Below are 18,775 nucleotides of genomic sequence, written 5' to 3' on the forward strand. Positions count from 1 at the left end.
CCCTAGACCGTCCTGGGCGTGAGCCGGCAGCGCGCCGGACCGGCCGCCTGGAGGGTGATCGCCGGTGCGACGGGCACCTCCTTGTCGACGGCCTCGACGTCGTACCGCTGGAGGATCATCGCCAGGGCGATCACCGACTCCAGCATCGAGAAGTGCTGGCCGATGCAGGCGCGCGGGCCGCCGCCGAAGGGGAACCAGGCGTAACGCGGCCGGGCGGCCTCCGCCTCGGGCGTGAAGCGCTCCGGGTCGAAGCGCTCGGCGTCCTCCCAGTAGGCGGGGTGGCGGTGGGTGACCCAGGGGGCGACGATGACGTCCGCGCCCGCCGGGATGGTCACGCCGCCGACCTCGGTGGCGGCGACGGCCCGGCGCCCGATGACCGGCGCGGCCGGGAAGAGCCGCATGGCCTCCTTGAGGACCCGGGTGACGTACGGCAGGGCGTCGAGGTCGGCGGCGCCGGGGGTACGGCCGGCGAGCACCCGGTCGACCTCCTCGTGGGCCCGCTTCCGCTGCTCCGGGTGGAGGGCCAGGAGGTGGAGGGCGAAGCCGAGGGACGTGGCGGTCGTCTCGTGGCCGGCGAGCAGGAAGACGAGCACCTGCTCCCGCAGCTCGGTCGCGTCGAAGCTGCCGTCCTCGGCGCTCTCCGCCTCGACGAGGAGGGTCAGGAGGTCCTGGCCGTCGCCGGGGGCGGCGCCGGAGCCGCGGCGCTCGGCAATGATGCGGTCGCAGACCTCGTACAGCGCCTGGTGGACGTTCGCGGCCCGGCGGTTGGCGGGGGTCGGCCAGTCGCGGGGGACGTTGAGCGGGGAGTAGCCGCGGCGCAGGACGTAGGCGCCGACCTCGGGGAAGTTCTCCTCCACGATCCTCACGGCGGCGTCGACGTCGGTGCCGAAGAGGATGCGGGCGACGGCGCGCAGGGCGAAGCGGGTCATCTCCTGGAGGACGTCGACGGATTCGGCGCCGGAGTCCCGCCACTCCTGGGTGAGGGTGGTGATCTCGGCGGCGACGGCGGAGGCGTAGCCGTCGACGCGGCGGCGGGTGAAGAGGGGCTGGACGAGCCGGCGCTGGCGGAGGTAGTCCTCGTCCTGGCTGGTGAGCAGGCCGTTGCCGAAGGACTCGCGGATCTCCTGGTAGAAGGCGTTGTCCTTGCGGAAGTTGGCCGATTCTCCGGCGAGGACCTGCTGAGCGCCCTCGGCGGAGAAGACGCCGTAGACGGTGGCGCGGATGCCGGGCGGTCCCGCCGTGATCCGTACGACGTCGCCGTGCTCGCGCCGGGCGCGCAGGAAGGTTCCCAGGGAGTCGCTCTTCAGGTCGAACATGGAGCCGAGCAGTGGGAGTCCCGCGAGTTCGGGCGCTTCGGTACCGGTGGTGATGGCCATGAACGGCTCCCCTCGATCGTCACCTGCCGGGTGATTGTCCCCCAGGTGGTGACTCACGGGTAGGGATGTCCGAACGGCGGTCCGAATCTGGCTCGTTGGCTCGAACCGGTCGACTGTCGGTGGCGTCTGGGAGGCTCGCCGCATGGAACGCCCCGAGCTCACGCTGCAACTGACCATCGACTGCGCCGACCCCCAACGCCTCGTGCCGTTCTGGCTGGTGGCCCTGCGGTACGTCCCCGATCCGCCGCCCGAGGGCCATGCCAGCTGGCGGGCGTACTGGGAGGCGATCGGCGTCCCCGAGGAGGAGCTCGGCGAGGACGCCGGGGAGCTGCCCGAGTCCATCGTGGACCCGAAGGGGGTGGGCCCCCGGGTCTGGTTCCAGCGCGTCCCGGAGCCGAAGACCGCCAAGAACCGCGTCCACCTCGACCTCAAGGTCGGCGGCGGCCGCGCGGTCCCTCTCGCGCTGCGCCGCGAGCGGGTGGACGGCGAGGTGGCCCGCCTGACGGCGCTCGGCGCGACGATCCTGTACGCGATGGACGAGCCGAACGGCATGGACTACTACGCGGTGGTCCTCCAGGACCCGGAGGGCAACGAGTTCTGCGTGGTGTGACAGTGGCCACAGCGTGGGGCGCCCGCGGCCCGGACGCCGGAGGCCGACGGGGTGGCGTGGCGGACCCCACGTCCGCGGGAGGCGGGGTCTGTCGTACCCAGCGCCTAGGCTGGGTGCCATGTCCGACACCGACCCGCACAGAGGGACCCCCGGCCCCACCGCCCTGAACGACGCGATCCGCACCCTGTGGGTGCGCGCCGGAGAGGAGCGGCGTCCGCTGACCGCGGACGAGCAGCGGATCTACCAGGTGCTCGTCGCCGCCTGGACCGACGCGGTGCAGGCCGAGCAGGAACTCGCCGCCTGAGCCGCGGACGCCGCCGAACCCGATCAGGCCCGCACCGTACCGTTGCGGGCCTCTTCCGTACCGTCCCGGCCGCGCTCCTCGCCGGCGCCCCGGCCCGACCGGCCGGACTACTTCGCGATCGCCCGGCTGATCACCATGCGCTGGATCTCGCTCGTGCCTTCGAAAATCGTGTAGATGGCCGCGTCGCGGTGCATGCGCTCCACCGGGTACTCGCGGGTGTAGCCGTTGCCGCCGAGGATCTGGATCGCCTGGGCCGTGACCTGCTTGGCCACCTCGCTCGCGTACAGCTTGGACATGGAGCCCTCCGCCGCGGTGAAGGGCTTGCCCGCCGTGGCCATCCAGGAGGCGCGCCAGACGAGGAGGCGGGCCGCGTCGATCTGGGTGGCCATGTCGGCGAGCTGGAAGGCGACGCCCTGGTTCTCGATGATCGGGCGGCCGAACTGGACGCGGGTCTTCGCGTAGTCGAGGGCGACCTCGTACGCGGCGCGGGCGGTGCCGACGGCCATGGCGCCGACCGCCGGGCGCGAGGCCTCGAAGGTGGCCATGGCCGCGTTCTTCCCGCTCCCCCAGCCTTCGGCCGGGGGTGCCCCCACGCCACCCCCCGCCCGGGCCTTCTCACGGCTGCGGGCCAGGCGCTCGTCGAGCTTCTCCTTGCCGCCGAGGAGGCAGTGGCCGGGTATCCGGACGTCCTCCAGGACGACCTCGGCGGTGTGGGAGGCGCGGATGCCGTGCTTCTGGAACTTCTGGCCCTGGGAGAGGCCGGGGGTGTTCGGCGGGACGATGAAGGAGGCGTGGCCCCTGGAGCCGAGCTCCGCGTCGACGACGGCGACGACGACGTGGACGTTGGCGATGCCGCCGTTGGTCGCCCAGGTCTTGGTGCCGTTGAGGACCCATTCGTCCGTGGCCCCGTCGTAGACGGCGCGGGTGCGCATGGAGGCGACGTCCGAGCCGGCGTCGGGCTCGGAGGAGCAGAACGCGGCGACCTTGACGTCGTTCGCGTCGCCGTACATCTGCGGGACCCAGGTGCCGATCTGCTCCTCGGTGCCGTTGGCGAGGACGCCGACGGCGGCGAGGCCGGTGCCGACGATGGAGAGGGCGATGCCGGCGTCGCCCCAGAAGAGCTCCTCCATCGCCATGGGGATGCCCAGGCCGGTCGGGTCGAAGAACTGCTGGGCGTAGAAGTCGAGGGAATAGATGCCGAGCTTGGCGGCTTCCTGGATGATCGGCCAGGGAGTCTCCTCACGCTCGTCCCATTCGGCGGCCGCGGGGCGCATCACATCGGCGGCGAAGCCGTGGAGCCAGTCGCGGACCTGCTTCTGGTCATCGTTGAGTTCGAGCGTGAACTCGCCCATTTTCCCTCCCAGCTGTACGTTACTTGCGGTAACAGCAGTCTGTTACCGGTGGGTACAGGCTGTCAACCTGCGGGGAAGCGGTTCGGCCCGACCGGCACCGGACACCGGCCGGGTGTTACGTTGCGACAGCCTCACGGAATCGCACGGGCGGGGAGACACGCTTATGGACATCGCACACCGGACCACCGACCAGCAGAAGCCCGCCGAGCAGCGGCGGCGCGAACTGCTGGAGGCGGCGGACCGGGTCGTGCTCCGTGACGGCCCCAAGGCGTCCATGAACGCGATCGCGGCCGAGGCCGGCATCACCAAGCCGATCCTCTACCGCCACTTCGGCGACAAGGGCGGTCTCTACCGCGCCCTCGCCATCCGGCACACCGACGCCCTCCTCGCCGCCCTGCGGGCCGCGCTCGACGCGCCCTCCGACCGGCGCCACCGCGTCGAGGCCACCCTCGACACCTACCTCGCCTCGATCGAGGCGATGCCCCAGGTCTACCGCTTCCTCATGCACCCCGCCGAGGAGTCGCACCAGAACGAGCAGGGCTTCGACGTCGGCCGCCACTCGGCCCCGCTGCTCCGCAGAATGGGCGAGGAGCTCGGCCAGGTCATCGCCGAACGCGTCGACCTGGGCCCCGCCGCCCAGGCGCAGGCCCGGATCTGGGGACACGGCATCGTCGGCATGATGCACGCGGCCGGCGACTGGTGGCTCGGCGAACGCCCCTGCTCCCGCGACGAACTCGTCCGGGCCCTGGCGGACCTCCTGTGGGGCCGGCTCGCCCAGGCCTCCGACCTCCCCGGCGGACCGGGGTTCTGACGCGCGTCCGCCCCCGGCCCGAGGGTCCGGAGGCGGCCCTCAGCCCTCCAGCACCCCGGCGCCACTCCCCCACGGCTGCTTGCGGATCGCGCGCATCAGACGTGACTTCCGCCACCCCGTGACCCGGTCCGCGTAGACCCGGCCCTCCAGATGGTCCGCCTCGTGCTGGAGGCAGCGGGCGAAGAAACCCGTGCCCTCGACCCGTACCGGAGTGCCGTCCGTCCGCACGCCCTCGACCACCGCGCGGTCGTACCGGGGCGTCGGCGCCTCCAGACCCGGCAGCGAGAGACAGCCCTCGGGGCCCCGGACCACGTCTCCGTCCGCCTCCACCAGGCGCGGGTTCACCACATGGCCCAGGTGACGGACCTCCTCGTCGTCCGGGCAGTCGTACACGAAGACGCGCAGGCCCACGCCCACCTGGTTGGCCGCCAGGCCCACACCGTTCGCCGCGTACATCGTGGCGAACATGTCCTCGACGAGCCGGGCCAGTTCGGGGCCGAAGTCGGTGACGGGCGCGCAGGGGCTGTGCAGCACGGGGTCGCCGAGCGGAGTCATCGCTCGGACGAGGCCGGAACTGCCGGGGATGGGGCGGTTTCGCATGGGCGTAAGGGTACGGTCCGCTGTGACCAGGCTGTTTCGCCCGACCGCTCGGCGGTGCCGCTGTTCGGGCTCCTGGCCGGATCTCGATAGGCTGAGCCCGGACCGACGCAAGGAGGAACAAGAACGATGTCAGGACACCCCGGTAATCCAGAGCCGCTGTCGCCGCGCGCCAAGCTGGCCGTGACGGCGGGCAGGGCCGCGGCCGCGGTGTCGCGGGCGGCGGGTCGCGGAAGCGGATCGGTGATCGGCGGCAAGGTGGCGCTGAAGCTCGACCCCGACCTGCTCGGCCGGCTCGCGCAGCATCTGGACGTCGTCCTGGTGTCGGCGACCAACGGCAAGACGACGACGACCCGGCTGATCGCGGAGGCCCTGCGCGCCGCCGGCCCCGTCGTCTCGAACGCGCTCGGCGCCAACATGCCCGCCGGCATCACCTCGGCGCTGGCCGGCGGCTCGGACTCCAAGTACGGCGTGATCGAGGTCGACGAGAAGTACCTCGCCGGAGTCGCCCGTGACACCACGCCCAAGGTCATCGCGCTGCTCAACCTCTCCCGCGACCAGCTCGACCGCGCCGCCGAGACCCGGATGCTCGCCGAGAAGTGGCGCGAGGGGCTCAACGGCACGAAGGCCGTCGTCGTCGCCAACGCCGACGACCCGCTCATCGTGTGGGCCGCCTCCTCCTCCCCCAACGTGGTGTGGGTGGCCGCCGGCCAGGAGTGGAAGGACGACGCCTGGTCGTGCCCCGCCTGCGGCGGTGTGATGCAGCGTCCGGGCGACGACTGGTTCTGCGGCGAGTGCGGCTTCCGCCGTCCCGCGCCGAGCTGGGCGCTCAGCGGCGACCACGTCCTCGACCCGCACGGCTCGGCCTGGCCGATCCGGCTCCAGCTGCCCGGCCGCGCCAACAAGGCGAACGCCGCCACCTCGGCCGCCGTCGCCGCCGTCTTCGGAGTGCCGCCGCAGGTGGCCCTGGAGCGCATGTACGCGGTGCAGGCCGTCGCCGGACGCTACGACGTGGTCTCCTTCCAGGGCCGTGAGCTGCGCCTGCTGCTCGCGAAGAACCCGGCCGGCTGGCTGGAGACGTTCTCCCTCATCGACGGGCCGCCCGCCCCGGTGATCCTCTCCGTCAACGCGCGCGGCGCCGACGGCACGGACACCTCCTGGCTGTGGGACGTGGACTACGGCCGGCTCGCCGGCCACCCGATCATGGTGATCGGCGACCGCCGGCTCGACCTCGCGGTCCGCCTGGAGGTCGCGGGTGTGGACTTCCGCGTCTGCGAGACGCTGGACGAGGCCGTCGCGATGGCCCCGCCCGGGCAGATCGAGCTGATCGCCAACTACACCGCCTTCCAGGACGTCCGCCGCCGCGTCGGCAACTGACCCGTAGAGGACATGCAGCATGAGTGACAGCAGCCTGCGCCTGGTCTGGGTCTACCCGGACCTGCTCAGCACCTACGGCGACCAGGGCAACGTCCTCGTCGTCGAGCGCCGCGCCACCCAGCGCGGACTCAACGTCGAGCGCGTCGACGTCCGCAGCGACCAGCCGATCCCCACCTCGGGCGACATCTACCTGATCGGTGGCGGTGAGGACCGTCCGCAGCGGCTCGCGGCCGAGCGGCTGCGGCGGGACGGCGGCCTGAGCCGCGCCGCCTCCAACGGCGCGATCATCTTCTCGGTCTGCGCCGGCTACCAGATCCTGGGCCACGAGTTCATCAACGACCTCGGCGAGCGGGAGGCCGGCCTCGGCCTCATCGACGTGATCTCGACCCGCGGCGAGGGCGAGCGGTGCGTCGGCGACGTCCTCGCGGACATCGACCCGCGGCTCGGCCTGCCCCAGCTGACGGGCTTCGAGAACCACCAGGGCATCACCCATCTCGGCCCGACGGCCCGGCCGTTCGCCCGGACCGTCCTCGGCAAAGGCAACGGCACCGGCGACGGCACCGAGGGCGCGTACAACGACACCGTCTTCGGTACGTACATGCACGGCCCCGTCATGGCCCGCAACCCGCAGATCGCGGACCTGCTCCTGAAGCTGGCCCTCGACGTGAACGCGCTGCCGCCGACCGACGACCGCTGGTACGAGGCGCTGCGCGCCGAGCGCATCGCGTCCGCCACGCAGCCCGCCTGAGGCAACACACGCACCGCCGTTGGTCCCTCGTACGAACGTACGTTGTCCACTGTGCGGACATCCGGTTCGGCCCCGCCACCCTGCACCGATAGGGTGGCGGGGATCCAGCCGGACGACGTGGTCCGGGAGTCGGCCCACGTTGCAAAGGTTTTTGGGCTATGCGCATTGGCGTGCTCACCTCCGGCGGAGACTGCCCCGGTCTGAACGCTGTCATCCGTTCCGTCGTGCACCGCGCCGTCGTCGACCACGGCGACGAGGTCATCGGCTTCCTCGACGGGTGGAAGGGCCTCCTGGAGTGCGACTACCGCAAGCTCGATCTCGAGGCGGTCGGCGGCATCCTGGCCCGGGGCGGCACCATCCTCGGCTCCTCGCGGGTCCAGCCCGCGCACCTGGTCGACGGCGTCGAGCGCGCCCGCGGCCACGTGGCCGACCTGGGACTCGACGCGATCATCCCGATCGGCGGCGAGGGCACCCTGAAGGCGGCGAACCTGCTCTCCGAGGCGGGTCTCCCGATCGTCGGCGTCCCGAAGACCATCGACAACGACATCGCCTCCACCGACGTCACCTTCGGCTTCGACACGGCCGTGACCGTCGCCACCGAGGCCCTCGACCGGCTGAAGACCACCGCCGAGTCCCACCAGCGGGTCCTCGTCGTCGAGGTCATGGGCCGTCACACCGGCTGGATAGCGCTGCACTCCGGCATGGCCGCCGGCGCGCACGCCGTCGTCGTCCCGGAGCGCCCCTTCGACATGGACGAGCTGACCGCCCGGGTCGGCGCCCGCTTCGAGGACGGCAAGCGCTTCGCGATCGTCGTGGTCGCCGAGGGCGCGAAGCCGCGCGAGGGCTCGATGGAGTTCAAGACCGCCGGCACCGACATCTACGGCCACGAGCGCTTCACCGGCGTCGCCAACCAGCTCTCCGTGGAGCTGGAGCGCCGGCTCGGCAAGGAGGCCCGCCCGGTCATCCTCGGCCACGTCCAGCGCGGCGGCACGCCGACCGCGTACGACCGCGTCCTCGCCACCCGCTTCGGCTGGCACGCGGTCGAGGCGGCGCACCGCGGCCAGTTCGGCATGCTGACGGCGCTGCGCGGCACGGACATCGAGATGGTCCCGCTGGCCGAGGCCGTGGAGACCCTCAAGACGGTCCCGGCCGACCGCTACGCCGAGGCCGAGTGCGTGCTCTGACGCACCCGGTCGCCTGACACCCGCCCCCGGTCGCGATCGCGGCCGGGGGCGGTTCTAGTCTGGTGCGGACAACAAGCGCGAATCGGGCTCCAGGAGTGCACACGATGGATCACAGCGGGCACGGCATGACCACGGATCTGCCGCCGTTCACGCTGGGGCGGGGTCTGGAGTTCTCTCCCGACCTCTTCTTCCTGATCGGCTGCCTCACGGCGCTCGGTCTCTACGGCTGGGGCGTGGCGCGGCTGCGGCGGCGCGGCGACGCGTGGCCGGTGAGCCGGACGGTGTTCTTCACGGTCGGCGTGCTGACCATCGCGCTCGTCATGTGCACCAAGCTCAACGACTACGGCATGGTCATGTTCAGCGTGCACATGGTGCAGCACATGGTGATCTCCATGCTGTCGCCGATCCTGCTGCTGCTCGGCGCGCCGATCACGCTGGCGCTGCGGGCGCTGCCGGTGGCGGGCCGGGGCTCGACCGGGCCGCGCGAGCTGCTCCTGAAGCTGCTGCACAGCCGGTACATGAAGGTGATCACGCACCCCGGCTTCACGATCCCGATGTTCATCGCGAGCCTGTACGCGCTCTACTTCACGCCGCTCTTCGACTTCCTGATGGGTTCGAAGCCCGGCCACATCGGGATGATGGTCCACTTCCTGATGGTGGGCGTCGTCTTCTTCTGGCCGATCATGGGGGTGGACCCGGGCCCGCACCGGCCGGGGTACGTGATGCGGATGCTGGAGCTGTTCGCGGGCATGCCGTTCCACGCCTTCTTCGGCATCGCCCTGATGATGGCGTCGGAGCCGATGGTGCAGACGTACGCGAACCCGCCGGCGTCGCTGGGGATCGACGCGCTCACCGATCAGAACGCGGCGGGCGGCATCGCCTGGGCGTTCAGCGAGATCCCGTCCGTGCTGGTGCTGATCGCGCTGGTCTACCAGTGGTACCACTCCGAGCAGCGGCAGGCGGTCCGCATGGACCGGGCCGCCGACCGGGACGGCGACAAGGAGCTGGAGGCGTACAACGCGTACCTGGCCTCGCTCCGCACCGGGAGCAGGTGACGCTCCACGCGCCCCTTCCGGGCCCCGCGCCGATCACGGCGCGGGGCCCGGTTCGCGTTCCGGCGCACGCCGGAGTGTCCTGGGAGTAGCGCGCGCCCCCCTCGGGGGGTCACGATGGGCTGGACGGCTTCCGCGAGGTCGGTCGGGAGGAGGGCGGACTGATGTCCGGTCCCACGAAGACGATGGCGGTGCTCACCTTCGCCGCGCTGGTGATGACGACGGCGTACACGGTGGCGCTCGGCAGCAGCGGCTGGCTCTGGTTCGGCTGGATCGTGCTCGGGGTGGTGACGATCGGCATGGCCGCCTCGGACAGCGCCGCCCCCGCCGGCCCGCGCCGCCGCCCACCGACGGGCCCGGGCGCCGCGCGCCCCTGAGCCCCGCACGGACCCGCCGGCGCCACGGCCCTAGGGCCGTGGCGCCAGCACCACCCAGACCTGCCCCGGCGCGAAGGCCAGCGGCGCTCCGCCCGGGGTCGTGAACGCGGTGCCCTCCTTCGCGGCCGGCCGGGACCAGCGCGCCTCGTGGGCGCGCCCGTCGCGCAGGACGACCGCGGTGCCGCTGCCGACGCTCTCGGTGTACGGCGAGACGCTGCCGAGGAAGTCGCGGAAGCGCGAGGAGCGGATGTCGACGTACTGGATCACGACGGTCGCGGGCTTCAGCGGCCCGGCGTCGGTGGTGCGGGCGGGCCGTCCGTCCATGGCGACCCGCCAGGCCTTGTCCGGGGCGGACCAGGTGAAGGCGTACCGGGCGGCGGGGTAGCGGACCGTGCGCTCACGGACCGGGACGCCGCCCTCGGGGGCGGGCCCGAAGCGGAAGCCGATGTCCTGGGCGGGTCCGGTGCCCGGGGCCGCCGCGAGGGCCCGTCCGGGGAGCAGGTACAGGTTGTGGGGCGCTGCGCGGGCGGCGCTGCGGACGAAGGCCCTGGGGGCGTCCTCCTGCGGCAGGGCGTGCAGGGGCGCCGCCCTGAGCAGCGGTTTCAGGGCGGTCTGGGAGCCGGAGTAGGCGAGCGCCGGGTCGCCGAACTGGGTGAGCAGCTCGATGTCGGACTCGCGGGCGCTGCGGACGGGTCCGACGCGATCCGGCAGCCGGGAGGAGTAGACGGCGAGGAGCCGGGTCTGGCCGGCCTCGACCTGTTCGACGTAGATCAGGTCGGCGGCGCCGAGGCCGGTGTGCGGCCGGGCGGGCCCCACGTTGTCGATCTTGACGGCGAGGACCGGCGCGGGGCGGGCGGGCAGCCCGGTGAAGGGCGAGCGCGCGGGAGGAGTGGGCGCGGGCGTCGTGGGCAGAGGGGTGGTGGGAACGGGAACGCTCGGGGTGGCGGGTGCGGGAGTCGGCGTCGGGGCCGGTTCCGGCCGGCCCGGGTCGGAGCAGCCGTACAACCCGGCCGCCGTCAGCGCGCACAACAGCGCGGTGAGGACGCGGCCGGGACGCCTGACTCCGCGCTCGCCGGTCATGATGACGCTCCCCCACCAGTGGACCACGGGCCCGCGCACGGATACAACGGGCTTGACGGACGACGAACGGGGGCCGCGGGTGTTCTACCACCTGATGAAGTACGTACTGCTCGGACCGCTCCTGAAGCTGCTGTTCCGGCCGCGGATCGAGGGTCTGGAGCACATCCCGGAGGAGGGCGCGGCGATCGTCGCGGGCAATCACCTCTCCTTCTCCGACCACTTCCTGATGCCGGTCGTGCTCGACCGGCGGATCACGTTCCTCGCGAAGCAGGAGTACTTCACCGGCCCCGGGATCAAGGGCCGGCTGACGGCCGCGTTCTTCCGGGCCGCCGGGCAGATCCCGGTCGACCGCTCGGGCAAGGAGGCCGGGAAGGCGGCGATCCGCGAGGGGCTCGGGGTGCTGTCGAAGGGCGAGCTGCTCGGCATCTACCCGGAGGGGACGCGGTCGCACGACGGCCGGCTCTACAAGGGGAAGGTGGGGGTGGCGGTGATGGCCCTGACGGCCGGGGTGCCGGTGGTGCCCTGCGCGATGGTGGGGACCTTCGAGATCCAGCCGCCCGGGAAGGTGGTGCCGAGGATCCGCCGGGTCACCATCCGGTTCGGGGCGCCGCTGGACTTCTCCCGGTTCGCGGGGTCGGCGGGCGAGCGGACGGTGGTCCGCGCGGTGACGGACGAGATCATGTACGAGATCCTGCGGCTCTCCGGGCAGGAGTACGTGGACGACTACGCGGCCGATGTGAAGGCCGCGGAGGCGGAGGGCGGGGACGGGGCACCCGAGCGGAAGTTCCCCCGACGGGAACGCTGAGGGCGGATCCGCGTACGGCGCAATCCCCTGGGACACGGGGCGGGAGCGCCGTAGCGTCGCGCCCATGACCAAGGGAAACGCGTTCGTGCTGGGTGCGTCGGGACAGGTGGGGCGGGCGGCCGTGAGGGCCCTCGTCGCGGACGGCTGGGAGGTGACGGCCGCCTCGCGGGGCGGCGGCAGGGACGGGAGGTGGCCGGACGGGGTCCGGTCGGTGGCGCTCGACCGGACCGAGGAGGGCGCGCTCGCGGCGGGGCTGGGCGACGGGTACGACGTGCTCGTCGACATCGTCGCGTACGACCGCGGGCACGGCAGGCAGCTGACCGGGCTCGCCTCCCGGATCGGTTCGGCGGTGGTGGTGTCGAGCGGCGCCGTCTACGAGGACGAGCGGGGGCGCAGCTTCGACACGCAGGACCGGCCGGACGGCTTCCCCGCCTACCCGGTGCCGATTCCGGAGGAGTGGCGGACGGTCGCGCCCGGCGACGGCACGTACGGCACGCGGAAGGTCGCGCTGGAGCGGGAGTTGCTCGCGGCAGGCGACGCGCTGCCGACGACCGTGCTGCGCGCGGGCGCGATCCACGGGCCGTACAGCCCGGGACCGCGCGAGCTGTGGTTCGTGAAGCGGGCCCTCGACGGGCGGCCGGTGCGCCTCCTCTCGTACGGCGGCGCCTCACGCTTCCATCCCGTGCACGTGGACAACCTCGCGGAGCTGGTCCGGCTCGCGGCGGCGAACCCGGGCAGCCGGGTGCTGAACGGGGGCGACCCGGAGGCGCCGACCGTGGCGGAGATCGGGGCGGCGATCGACGCGGTCCTGGGCGTGGAGAGCGAGACGGTGCTGCTCGACGGGGCGCCCGAGGGCACCGTGGGACTCACCCCGTGGACGGCGGCGCGTCCCGTCGTCTACGACATGACGGCGGCGGAGCGGGAGTTGGGGTACCGGCCGGTGGTCTCGTACGCGGAGTCGCTGCCGGAGACGGTCGCCTGGCTGGGCGAGCGGGCGGCGGGACGGGAGTGGCGGGAGTCCTTCCCGGGGCTCGCGAAGTACGGGGTGGACTTCTTCGACTACGCGGCGGAGGACGCCTGGCTGGCGTCACGGGTGTGACGTCCGGTGAGGGGAGGGGCGGTCGCCCCTCCCCTCACCGGGCCGCCGGCGCCGTTACGGCTGCGGCGTGGCGTGCGGGGCGCAGGTCTGGTCCCTGGCGTCCAGCTTCCCGGTCAGCAGGTAGGCCTCGACCTTGGTGTTGAGGCAGGGGTTGACCAGGTTGGTGATGCCGTGCGAACCGGCGTCCTTCTCCGTGATCAGGCGCGAGCCCTTGAACCGCTTGTGCAGTTCGACGGCTCCGGCGTACGGGGTGGCGGCGTCGCGCTCGGCCTGGGTGATGAGCACCGGCGGCAGGCCCTTGCCGGTCTTCACCTCGGTCGGACGCTGGCGCGGGGTGGACCAGGTGGCGCAGGGGAGGTTCATCCACGCGTTGGCCCAGGTCATGAAGGGGTACCGCTGGTGGAGCCGGCTGTTGTCCCGGTCCCACGTCTTCCAGCTGGTGGGCCAGGGGGCGTCGGCGCACTCGACGGCGGTGTAGACGGCGTTGCCGTTCTCCGAGGCGGCGTTGCCGGCCGTGTCGGTGGGGTCGGCGGCGGCCGAGTCGATCAGCGGCTGCGGGTCACCGGCGGCGTACGCGCTCCAGGCCTCGGCCACCGGGGCCCACATGGAGTCGTAGTAGGGGGCGTTCTGGAAGAAGCCGACGAGCTCGGCAGGGCCGACCTTGCCGCCGAGGGGTGCCTTCTTGGCGTCGGCGCGCAGGGTCGTCCACTGCTGGCGGACCTCCGCGTAGGTGTCGCCGAGGTGGTAGGTGGCGTCGTGCTCGGCGACCCAGGTCATCCAGTCCTTGAGGCGTCCCTCGAAGGCGATGTCCTGGTCGAGGTTGACCTCGTACCAGATCTTGCGCGTCGACGGGTTGACGACGCTGTCGAGGACCATGCGGCGGACGTGGGTCGGGAAGAGGGTGCCGTAGACCGCGCCGAGGTAGGTGCCGTAGGAGACGCCGACGAAGTTGAGCTTCTTCTCGCCGAGGGCGGCGCGGACGACGTCCAGGTCACGCGCGGTGTTGAGGGTGTTGATGTACGGCAGGACGTCGCCGCTCTTCTCGGCGCAGCCCTTGGCGTACTCGGCGGCGAGCTTGCGCTGCGCGCGCTTGTCGGCCTCGCTGTCGGGGACCGGGTCGGGCTTGGGGCCCTTGACGAACTCGGTCGGGTCGACGCAGGAGATGGGGGCGGACCTGCCGACGCCGCGCGGGTCGAAGCCCACGAAGTCGTAGGCCTTGGCGGCGCTCGCCCAGATCGCGTTGCCGGTGGTGACCCGGCGCGGGAAGCGCAGGCCGGAGCCGCCGGGGCCGCCCGGGTTGTAGAGGAGCGCGCCCTGGCGCTCGGCGGGGGTGCCGGTGGAGCCGATCCGGTCGACGGCGATCTTGATCTTCTTGCCGTGGGGCTTCGCGTAGTCGACGGGGACGGTGACCCAGCCGCACTGGATCGGCTTCTCCAGGCCCCAGTCGGCCGGACAGTCCTTCCAGTCGATGCCCGCCCGCGCGGCCCGCGCCGCGGCGACGGTGACGCCGATCGACTCGGCGTCGCGCAGGTGACGGGCGCTGTCGGCGTTCGCCGCCGGGGCCGCGAGCGCGCCCGCGACGAGCGTGCCCGCTATCAGAGTGCCGGCCGAGCCGAGCACTGCCGTACGTCTCACGTGTCCTACCCCCTGTGGGGGCGCCACCCCCCGTGGCGGCGCCGTGTGTTGGCTGTCCGGGAGATCCTTCCGTCACGGCGGCTTCCGACGAAAGGGCGTACACGTGTTTCTTTGCCGAACCAATAACCGGTGAACGGTGTACCGCTGAGCGGTGACCTCGTGGAGCGGTGCGGGTCCCGTCTCAGAACGGGGCGAGTTCGGCGAGGGCCGTGTCGAGCAGCCGTCGCACCGTGAGCGCGTCCGGGGCGACCACGGTGACGAGGGCCGCCGGTCCCGCGAGCGGGGTGAGGGCGGCGTGCTCGCCGAGCAGCCGCGTCTCCACCGGCTTCTCGGCGAACGCCGGTTCGACGACGAGGAGTTGACCGGTGGCCCGGTGCCCGCCGAGGACCGCGCCGCCGTCCCAGCCGCCGGGGGCGCCCGGCCCGAAGGCCAGCTCCTGGTCGAGGAGGGGGCGCCCGGCCCGGCGGACGGTGAGGCGGGTGGCGAGGGTGCCGGGCGGTTCGCCGTGCCGGCCGAGGATCTGCTCCTCGCGGAGGACAAGCCGCGCCGTGGCGGCGAGTTCGACGACCGTACGCATCCGCAGGTCCGAGCCGTGCACGGAGACCAGCTGTTCGGGCAGCCAGCGCAGCACGCCCTCCTCGCCGACGGTGATCCGGACGTCGTACGCGGCGGGCTCGGCGCTCCTGCCCGGCAGGGCGAGGGTGGCTGCGGCCGAGTCGACCAGGAGCCGGGCCCCGTCCCGTACCTCCGTCTCGATCGCGAGCCGGTCACCGCCGAGCGGGGCGCTCATCGCCCCGACGACGGTGACCCGGGTGTACGGTCCCGCGGCCCTGGTGCGGCGCAGGGCGAGCGGCCCGTCGCTCACCAGGAGGGGCAGCCCGCCGTCGGCGTCGGCGGTGATCCGGGCAGTGGCGCGCAGGCTCACGCGGTCCATGCCCCGAGCTGGGCCCTGACCCAGTCGGCGACCGGGCCGACGCCGTTCTCGGCGCGCAGGGAGGTGAAGGCGACGGGCAGTTCGCCGCGCTGCTCCTTGGCGTCGCGGGCCATCCGCTCCAGGTCAGAGCCCACGTAGGGGGCGAGGTCGGTCTTGTTGACGACGAGGAGGTCGGCGGTGGTGACGCCGGGGCCGCCCTTGCGGGGGATGTCGTCGCCGCCGGCCACGTCGATGACGAAGATCTGGGCGTCGACGAGCCCCTTGGAGAAGGTGGCGGTGAGGTTGTCGCCGCCGGACTCGACGAGGATGAGGTCGAGCGGGCCCACCGCGTCCTCCAGTTCCTCGACGGCTTCGAGGTTGGCGGAGATGTCGTCGCGGATGGCGGTGTGCGGGCAGGCGCCGGTCTCCACGGCCTGGATGCGCTCGGGCGGCAGGACGGCGTTGCGGAGCAGGAACTCGGCGTCCTCGCGGGTGTAGATGTCGTTGGTGACGACGGCGAGGGAGAGCGTGTCGCGCAGGACCCGGCAGAGGGCGGCGACGGTGGCGGTCTTGCCGGAGCCGACCGGTCCGCCGAGCCCGATGCGGAGCGCGCGGCGGGTCCCGTCGGGGCGGTGGGCGTCGGCGGAGACGGCGCCGTGGTGGTCGTGCTCGTGTCCGAGGTGCATGGAGTGGCTCCCGTGGTTCGTGGGGCGGAAGGGGGGTCAGGAGGCGAAGAGGCGGACCGGCCAGGCCGCGTGCTGCTCGGCCGTGAGGTCGAGGAGTGGTGCGGAGGCCGCGGGCAGGGCGTCGATGCCCTGCCGGGCCGCCGCCGCCGCACGCTCGGCCACCTGGTCCATCTCCGGTGCGAGGCGGGCGAGGACGGCGGTGGCGCGGTAGGGGTCGAGGCCGAGGAGCCGCACGACGGCGGTGGCGGGGCCGCCGACCGTCTCGTACGCGACGCAGTACGCGGCGTCCTCGGGGCCGAGGCCGGCGGCGAGGGCGGTGGTGCCGAGCACGACGGGCTGGTGGGCGCCGCGCGGGAACCGGGCGGCGAGCGCGTCGAGCCGGGGGTCCGGCCAGGTGGAGCGGGCCGCCCGCATCATCTGGCGGCCGAGCCTGCGGGCGGCGGCGCGCAGGGCGGGTGAGGGCGTGCGGGCGTCTGCGGCCGCGTCGAGATCGTCCGGGTCGAGTCCGCAGGCGGCTCCGGCGGCGAGCGCGGCGGAGGTGAGGCCGGTGGTGTGCAGCCGGCCCCGGCAGAAGGACTCGAGTCCGGCGGCGTCCTTGACGCGGCCGGCCCGGACGGCGGCCTCGGCGCCGCCGGAGTGGGCGTGCCCGCCGGCGGGGAAGCGCCCGTCGGCGAGCACGAGGAGTGCGGAGCGTGTCATCGGGGCGGCGCCGTCAGAAGAGGAAGTAGCGCTGGGCCATGGGCAGTTCGGCGGCCGGGGCGGGTTCGACCGCCTCGCCGTCGATGGTCACCGTGAAGGTGTCGGCGTCGACCTCGACCCGGGGCAGGGCGTCGTTCTCCCGCATGTCGGCCTTGGTGACGCGCCGGGTGGAGCCGATGGCGGCGAACTCCTTGTGCAGACCGAGTCTCGTCGGCAGGTCGTCCTCGATCGCCGCCCGCGCGACGAAGTTGACCGATCCGGCCGCCGCCGCCCTGCCGAGCGCGCCGAACATCGGCCGGGGAAGGACGGGTTGGGGGGTGGGGATGGAGGCGTTGGCGTCGCCCATCTGCGCGTACGCGATCTGGCCGCCCTTGAGGACGGTGAGCGGCTTGACCCCGAAGAAGGCGGGCTCCCAGAGGACCAGGTCCGCGAGCTTCCCCGGTTCGACGGAGCCGATGAGGTGGTCCATGCCCTGGGCGACGGCCGGGTTGATCGTGTACTTGGCGACGTAGCGGCGCGCGCGGTGGTTGTCGGCGCGGCCGTCCCCGGGCAGGGCGCCGCGTCTCTTCTTCATGACGTGGGCGGTCTGCCAGGTGCGCATGATCACCTCGCCGATCCGGCCCATGGCCTGGGAGTCGGAGGAGATGATCGAGATCGCGCCCAGGTCGTGGAGGACGTCCTCGGCGGCGATGGTGGAGGGCCGGATGCGGGACTCGGCGAAGGCGAGGTCCTCGGGGACGGCCGGGTTGAGGTGGTGGCAGACCATCAGCATGTCGAGGTGTTCCTCGATGGTGTTGACGGTGTGCGGCCGGGTCGGGTTGGTGGAGCTGGGCAGGATGTACGGCTCCGAGACCACCGTGATGATGTCGGGGGCGTGCCCGCCTCCGGCGCCCTCCGTGTGGTACGCGTGGACCGTGCGTCCGGCGATGGCCGCGAGGGTGTCGCCGACGAAGCCCGCCTCGTTCAGGGTGTCCGTGTGGATGGCGAGCTGGGCGCCGGTCTCCTCGCACACGCCCAGGCAGGCGTCGATGACGGCCGGGGTGGCGCCCCAGTCCTCATGGATCTTGAATCCGAGGGCTCCGCCGCGCAGTTGGGAGTGCATGGCCTCCCGGGACATCGTGTTGCCCTTGCCGAGCAGGCCGATGTTGACGGGGAAGGTGTCCAGGGCCTCGAACATCCGGGCCGTGTGCCAGGGGCCGGGGGTGACCGTGGTGGCCTTGGTGCCCTCGGCCGGCCCCGTACCTCCTCCGACGAGGGTGGTGACGCCGGTGGCGAGGGCCTGCTCGACGACGGTGGGCGAGATGAAGTGGACGTGGGCGTCGACGGCTCCGGCGGTGACGATCCGGCCGTTGCCCACGATGATCTCGGTCTCGGGGCCGATCACGAGGGCCGGGTGGACGCCGTCCATGGTGTCGGGGTTCCCGGCCTTGCCGAGGGCGGTGATGCGGCCGTCCCGGATGCCGATGTCGGCCTTGACGATCCCCCAGTGGTCGATGATCACGGCGCCGGTGATCACCGTGTCGGGGGCACCCTCGGCGCGGGTGGTGCGGGCCTGGCCCATGGACTCGCGGATGACCTTGCCGCCGCCGAAGACGGCCTCGTCGCCGGCGCGGCCGGGGCCGCCGCTGCGGTCCTCCTCGATCTCGACGAGGAGGTCGGTGTCGGCGAGCCGGACGCGGTCTCCGGTGGTGGGGCCGAACAGGTCGGCGTAGACGGCGCGGTGCAGCTCAGGCACGGGGGTCTCCGTTCACGTCCGGGGACCCGTCCAGCGGGCCCGACGTCTCGCCGCGCAGGCCGGGGACGACGCGGCGGCCGGCGAGCGGGACGAGTTCGACCTCGACGGGGATGCCGGGTTCGAAGCGGACGGCGGTGCCGGCCGCGATGTGCAGCCGCAGCCCGTGGGCGGCGGCGCGGTCGAACTCCAGGCCGGGGTTGACCTCGGCGAAGTGGTAGTGGGATCCGACCTGGACGGGCCGGTCGGCGGCGTTGAGCACGGTCAGGCGCGTGACGGGCCGCCCCTCGTTGAGGGCGACGGGGCCGTCCGCGTACAGGATCTCTCCGGGGATCATC

Annotated in this window: 20 protein-coding genes; 10 read left to right on the plus strand and 10 right to left on the minus strand. The window is 72.9% G+C overall.

All coding sequences use genetic code 11. The annotated features are described in order from the left end of the window. Positions 1-2: 2 nt before the first annotated feature. The gene (locus ABT129_RS07685) at positions 3-1,376 is read right to left on the minus strand and encodes a cytochrome P450 (RefSeq protein WP_351897856.1); all 1,374 of its coding nucleotides are present in this window, start codon (positions 1,374-1,376) and stop codon (positions 3-5) included. A 142-nt stretch (positions 1,377-1,518) separates the two neighbouring features. Here ABT129_RS07685 and ABT129_RS07690 point away from each other — a divergent pair, with 142 nt between their 5' ends. After that, positions 1,519-1,986 carry a VOC family protein gene (locus ABT129_RS07690; RefSeq protein ID WP_351897858.1) on the plus strand — a complete coding sequence of 156 codons (468 nt, stop codon included), beginning with the start codon at positions 1,519-1,521 and terminating at the stop codon, positions 1,984-1,986. A 118-nt stretch (positions 1,987-2,104) separates the two neighbouring features. Continuing rightward, positions 2,105-2,290 carry a hypothetical protein gene (locus ABT129_RS07695; protein WP_351897861.1) on the plus strand — a complete coding sequence of 62 codons (186 nt, stop codon included), beginning with the start codon at positions 2,105-2,107 and terminating at the stop codon, positions 2,288-2,290. Between the two features lie 107 nt (positions 2,291-2,397). On the opposite strand, the gene ABT129_RS07700 is transcribed toward ABT129_RS07695, so the two are convergent. Then, a complete protein-coding gene (locus ABT129_RS07700) occupies positions 2,398-3,642 on the minus strand; it encodes an acyl-CoA dehydrogenase family protein (RefSeq protein ID WP_351897863.1) in 1,245 nt (414 codons plus the stop codon). 163 nt (positions 3,643-3,805) lie between these two features. On the opposite strand from ABT129_RS07700, the gene ABT129_RS07705 reads away from it, so the two are divergent. After that, positions 3,806-4,453: a TetR/AcrR family transcriptional regulator gene (locus ABT129_RS07705; RefSeq protein ID WP_351897865.1), complete on the plus strand. Its 648-nt coding sequence runs from the start codon at positions 3,806-3,808 to the stop codon at positions 4,451-4,453. 39 nt (positions 4,454-4,492) lie between these two features. Here the strand turns inward: ABT129_RS07705 and def are convergent, their stop codons facing one another. After that, entirely contained in the window at positions 4,493-5,053 is a 561-nt protein-coding gene (def, locus tag ABT129_RS07710) for a peptide deformylase (protein WP_351897868.1), read from the minus strand. Positions 5,054-5,179: 126 nt separating this feature from the next. Between def and ABT129_RS07715 the strand changes: the two genes are divergently transcribed. The 5 genes from ABT129_RS07715 to ABT129_RS07735 all read left to right on the plus strand — a co-directional run bounded on the left by ABT129_RS07715 (position 5,180) and on the right by ABT129_RS07735 (position 9,788). Further along, positions 5,180-6,427, plus strand: coding sequence for a Mur ligase family protein (locus ABT129_RS07715; protein ID WP_073902087.1), 1,248 nt, complete (start codon positions 5,180-5,182; stop codon positions 6,425-6,427). Positions 6,428-6,446: 19 nt separating this feature from the next. Continuing rightward, on the plus strand, positions 6,447-7,175 hold the full coding sequence (locus ABT129_RS07720) for a type 1 glutamine amidotransferase (protein ID WP_351897870.1): 729 nt from the start codon (positions 6,447-6,449) through the stop codon (positions 7,173-7,175). A gap of 158 nt (positions 7,176-7,333) precedes the next feature. Next, complete coding sequence (locus ABT129_RS07725) at positions 7,334-8,359, plus strand: 6-phosphofructokinase (RefSeq protein ID WP_351897872.1); 1,026 nt, start codon at positions 7,334-7,336, stop codon at positions 8,357-8,359. A gap of 104 nt (positions 8,360-8,463) precedes the next feature. Beyond that, positions 8,464-9,414 carry a cytochrome c oxidase assembly protein gene (locus tag ABT129_RS07730; RefSeq protein WP_351897874.1) on the plus strand — a complete coding sequence of 317 codons (951 nt, stop codon included), beginning with the start codon at positions 8,464-8,466 and terminating at the stop codon, positions 9,412-9,414. Between the two features lie 161 nt (positions 9,415-9,575). Then, complete coding sequence (locus ABT129_RS07735) at positions 9,576-9,788, plus strand: hypothetical protein (RefSeq protein WP_351898107.1); 213 nt, start codon at positions 9,576-9,578, stop codon at positions 9,786-9,788. Positions 9,789-9,818: 30 nt separating this feature from the next. On the opposite strand, the gene ABT129_RS07740 is transcribed toward ABT129_RS07735, so the two are convergent. Next, positions 9,819-10,868: a DUF3048 domain-containing protein gene (locus ABT129_RS07740; RefSeq protein ID WP_351897877.1), complete on the minus strand. Its 1,050-nt coding sequence runs from the start codon at positions 10,866-10,868 to the stop codon at positions 9,819-9,821. Positions 10,869-10,947: 79 nt separating this feature from the next. Here ABT129_RS07740 and ABT129_RS07745 point away from each other — a divergent pair, with 79 nt between their 5' ends. Next, the gene (locus ABT129_RS07745; RefSeq protein WP_351898095.1) at positions 10,948-11,673 is read left to right on the plus strand and encodes a lysophospholipid acyltransferase family protein; all 726 of its coding nucleotides are present in this window, start codon (positions 10,948-10,950) and stop codon (positions 11,671-11,673) included. 64 nt (positions 11,674-11,737) lie between these two features. Further along, positions 11,738-12,772, plus strand: a complete 1,035-nt coding sequence (locus tag ABT129_RS07750) for an NAD-dependent epimerase/dehydratase family protein (protein ID WP_351897878.1) — start codon at positions 11,738-11,740, stop codon at positions 12,770-12,772. A 54-nt stretch (positions 12,773-12,826) separates the two neighbouring features. Here ABT129_RS07750 and ABT129_RS07755 read toward each other — a convergent pair whose 3' ends face one another. The 6 genes from ABT129_RS07755 to ABT129_RS07780 form a co-directional block, all read right to left on the minus strand. Continuing rightward, positions 12,827-14,407, minus strand: coding sequence for an alpha/beta hydrolase (locus tag ABT129_RS07755; protein WP_351897881.1), 1,581 nt, complete (start codon positions 14,405-14,407; stop codon positions 12,827-12,829). Between the two features lie 181 nt (positions 14,408-14,588). Continuing rightward, positions 14,589-15,332 (minus strand): urease accessory protein UreD, encoded by a 744-nt coding sequence (locus ABT129_RS07760; RefSeq protein WP_351898098.1) that lies wholly within the window; start codon positions 15,330-15,332, stop codon positions 14,589-14,591. Continuing rightward, entirely contained in the window at positions 15,329-16,006 is a 678-nt protein-coding gene (gene ureG / locus ABT129_RS07765; protein WP_351897883.1) for an urease accessory protein UreG, read from the minus strand. Before ureG ends, ABT129_RS07760 begins: the two co-directional genes overlap by 4 nt. 36 nt (positions 16,007-16,042) lie before the next feature. Beyond that, entirely contained in the window at positions 16,043-16,705 is a 663-nt protein-coding gene (locus ABT129_RS07770; protein ID WP_351897885.1) for an urease accessory protein UreF, read from the minus strand. Positions 16,706-16,718: 13 nt separating this feature from the next. After that, positions 16,719-18,440, minus strand: coding sequence for an urease subunit alpha (locus tag ABT129_RS07775; RefSeq protein WP_351897888.1), 1,722 nt, complete (start codon positions 18,438-18,440; stop codon positions 16,719-16,721). After that, on the minus strand, positions 18,433-18,774 hold the full coding sequence (locus ABT129_RS07780; RefSeq protein WP_351897890.1) for an urease subunit beta: 342 nt from the start codon (positions 18,772-18,774) through the stop codon (positions 18,433-18,435). The genes ABT129_RS07775 and ABT129_RS07780 overlap by 8 nt, the downstream gene beginning before the upstream one ends. Position 18,775: the final 1 nt, after the last annotated feature.

Origin of the sequence: Streptomyces sp. NPDC002057, from assembly GCF_040296665.1 — a bacterium.
In the GTDB taxonomy this organism is placed as follows: Bacteria; Actinomycetota; Actinomycetes; order Streptomycetales; family Streptomycetaceae; genus Streptomyces.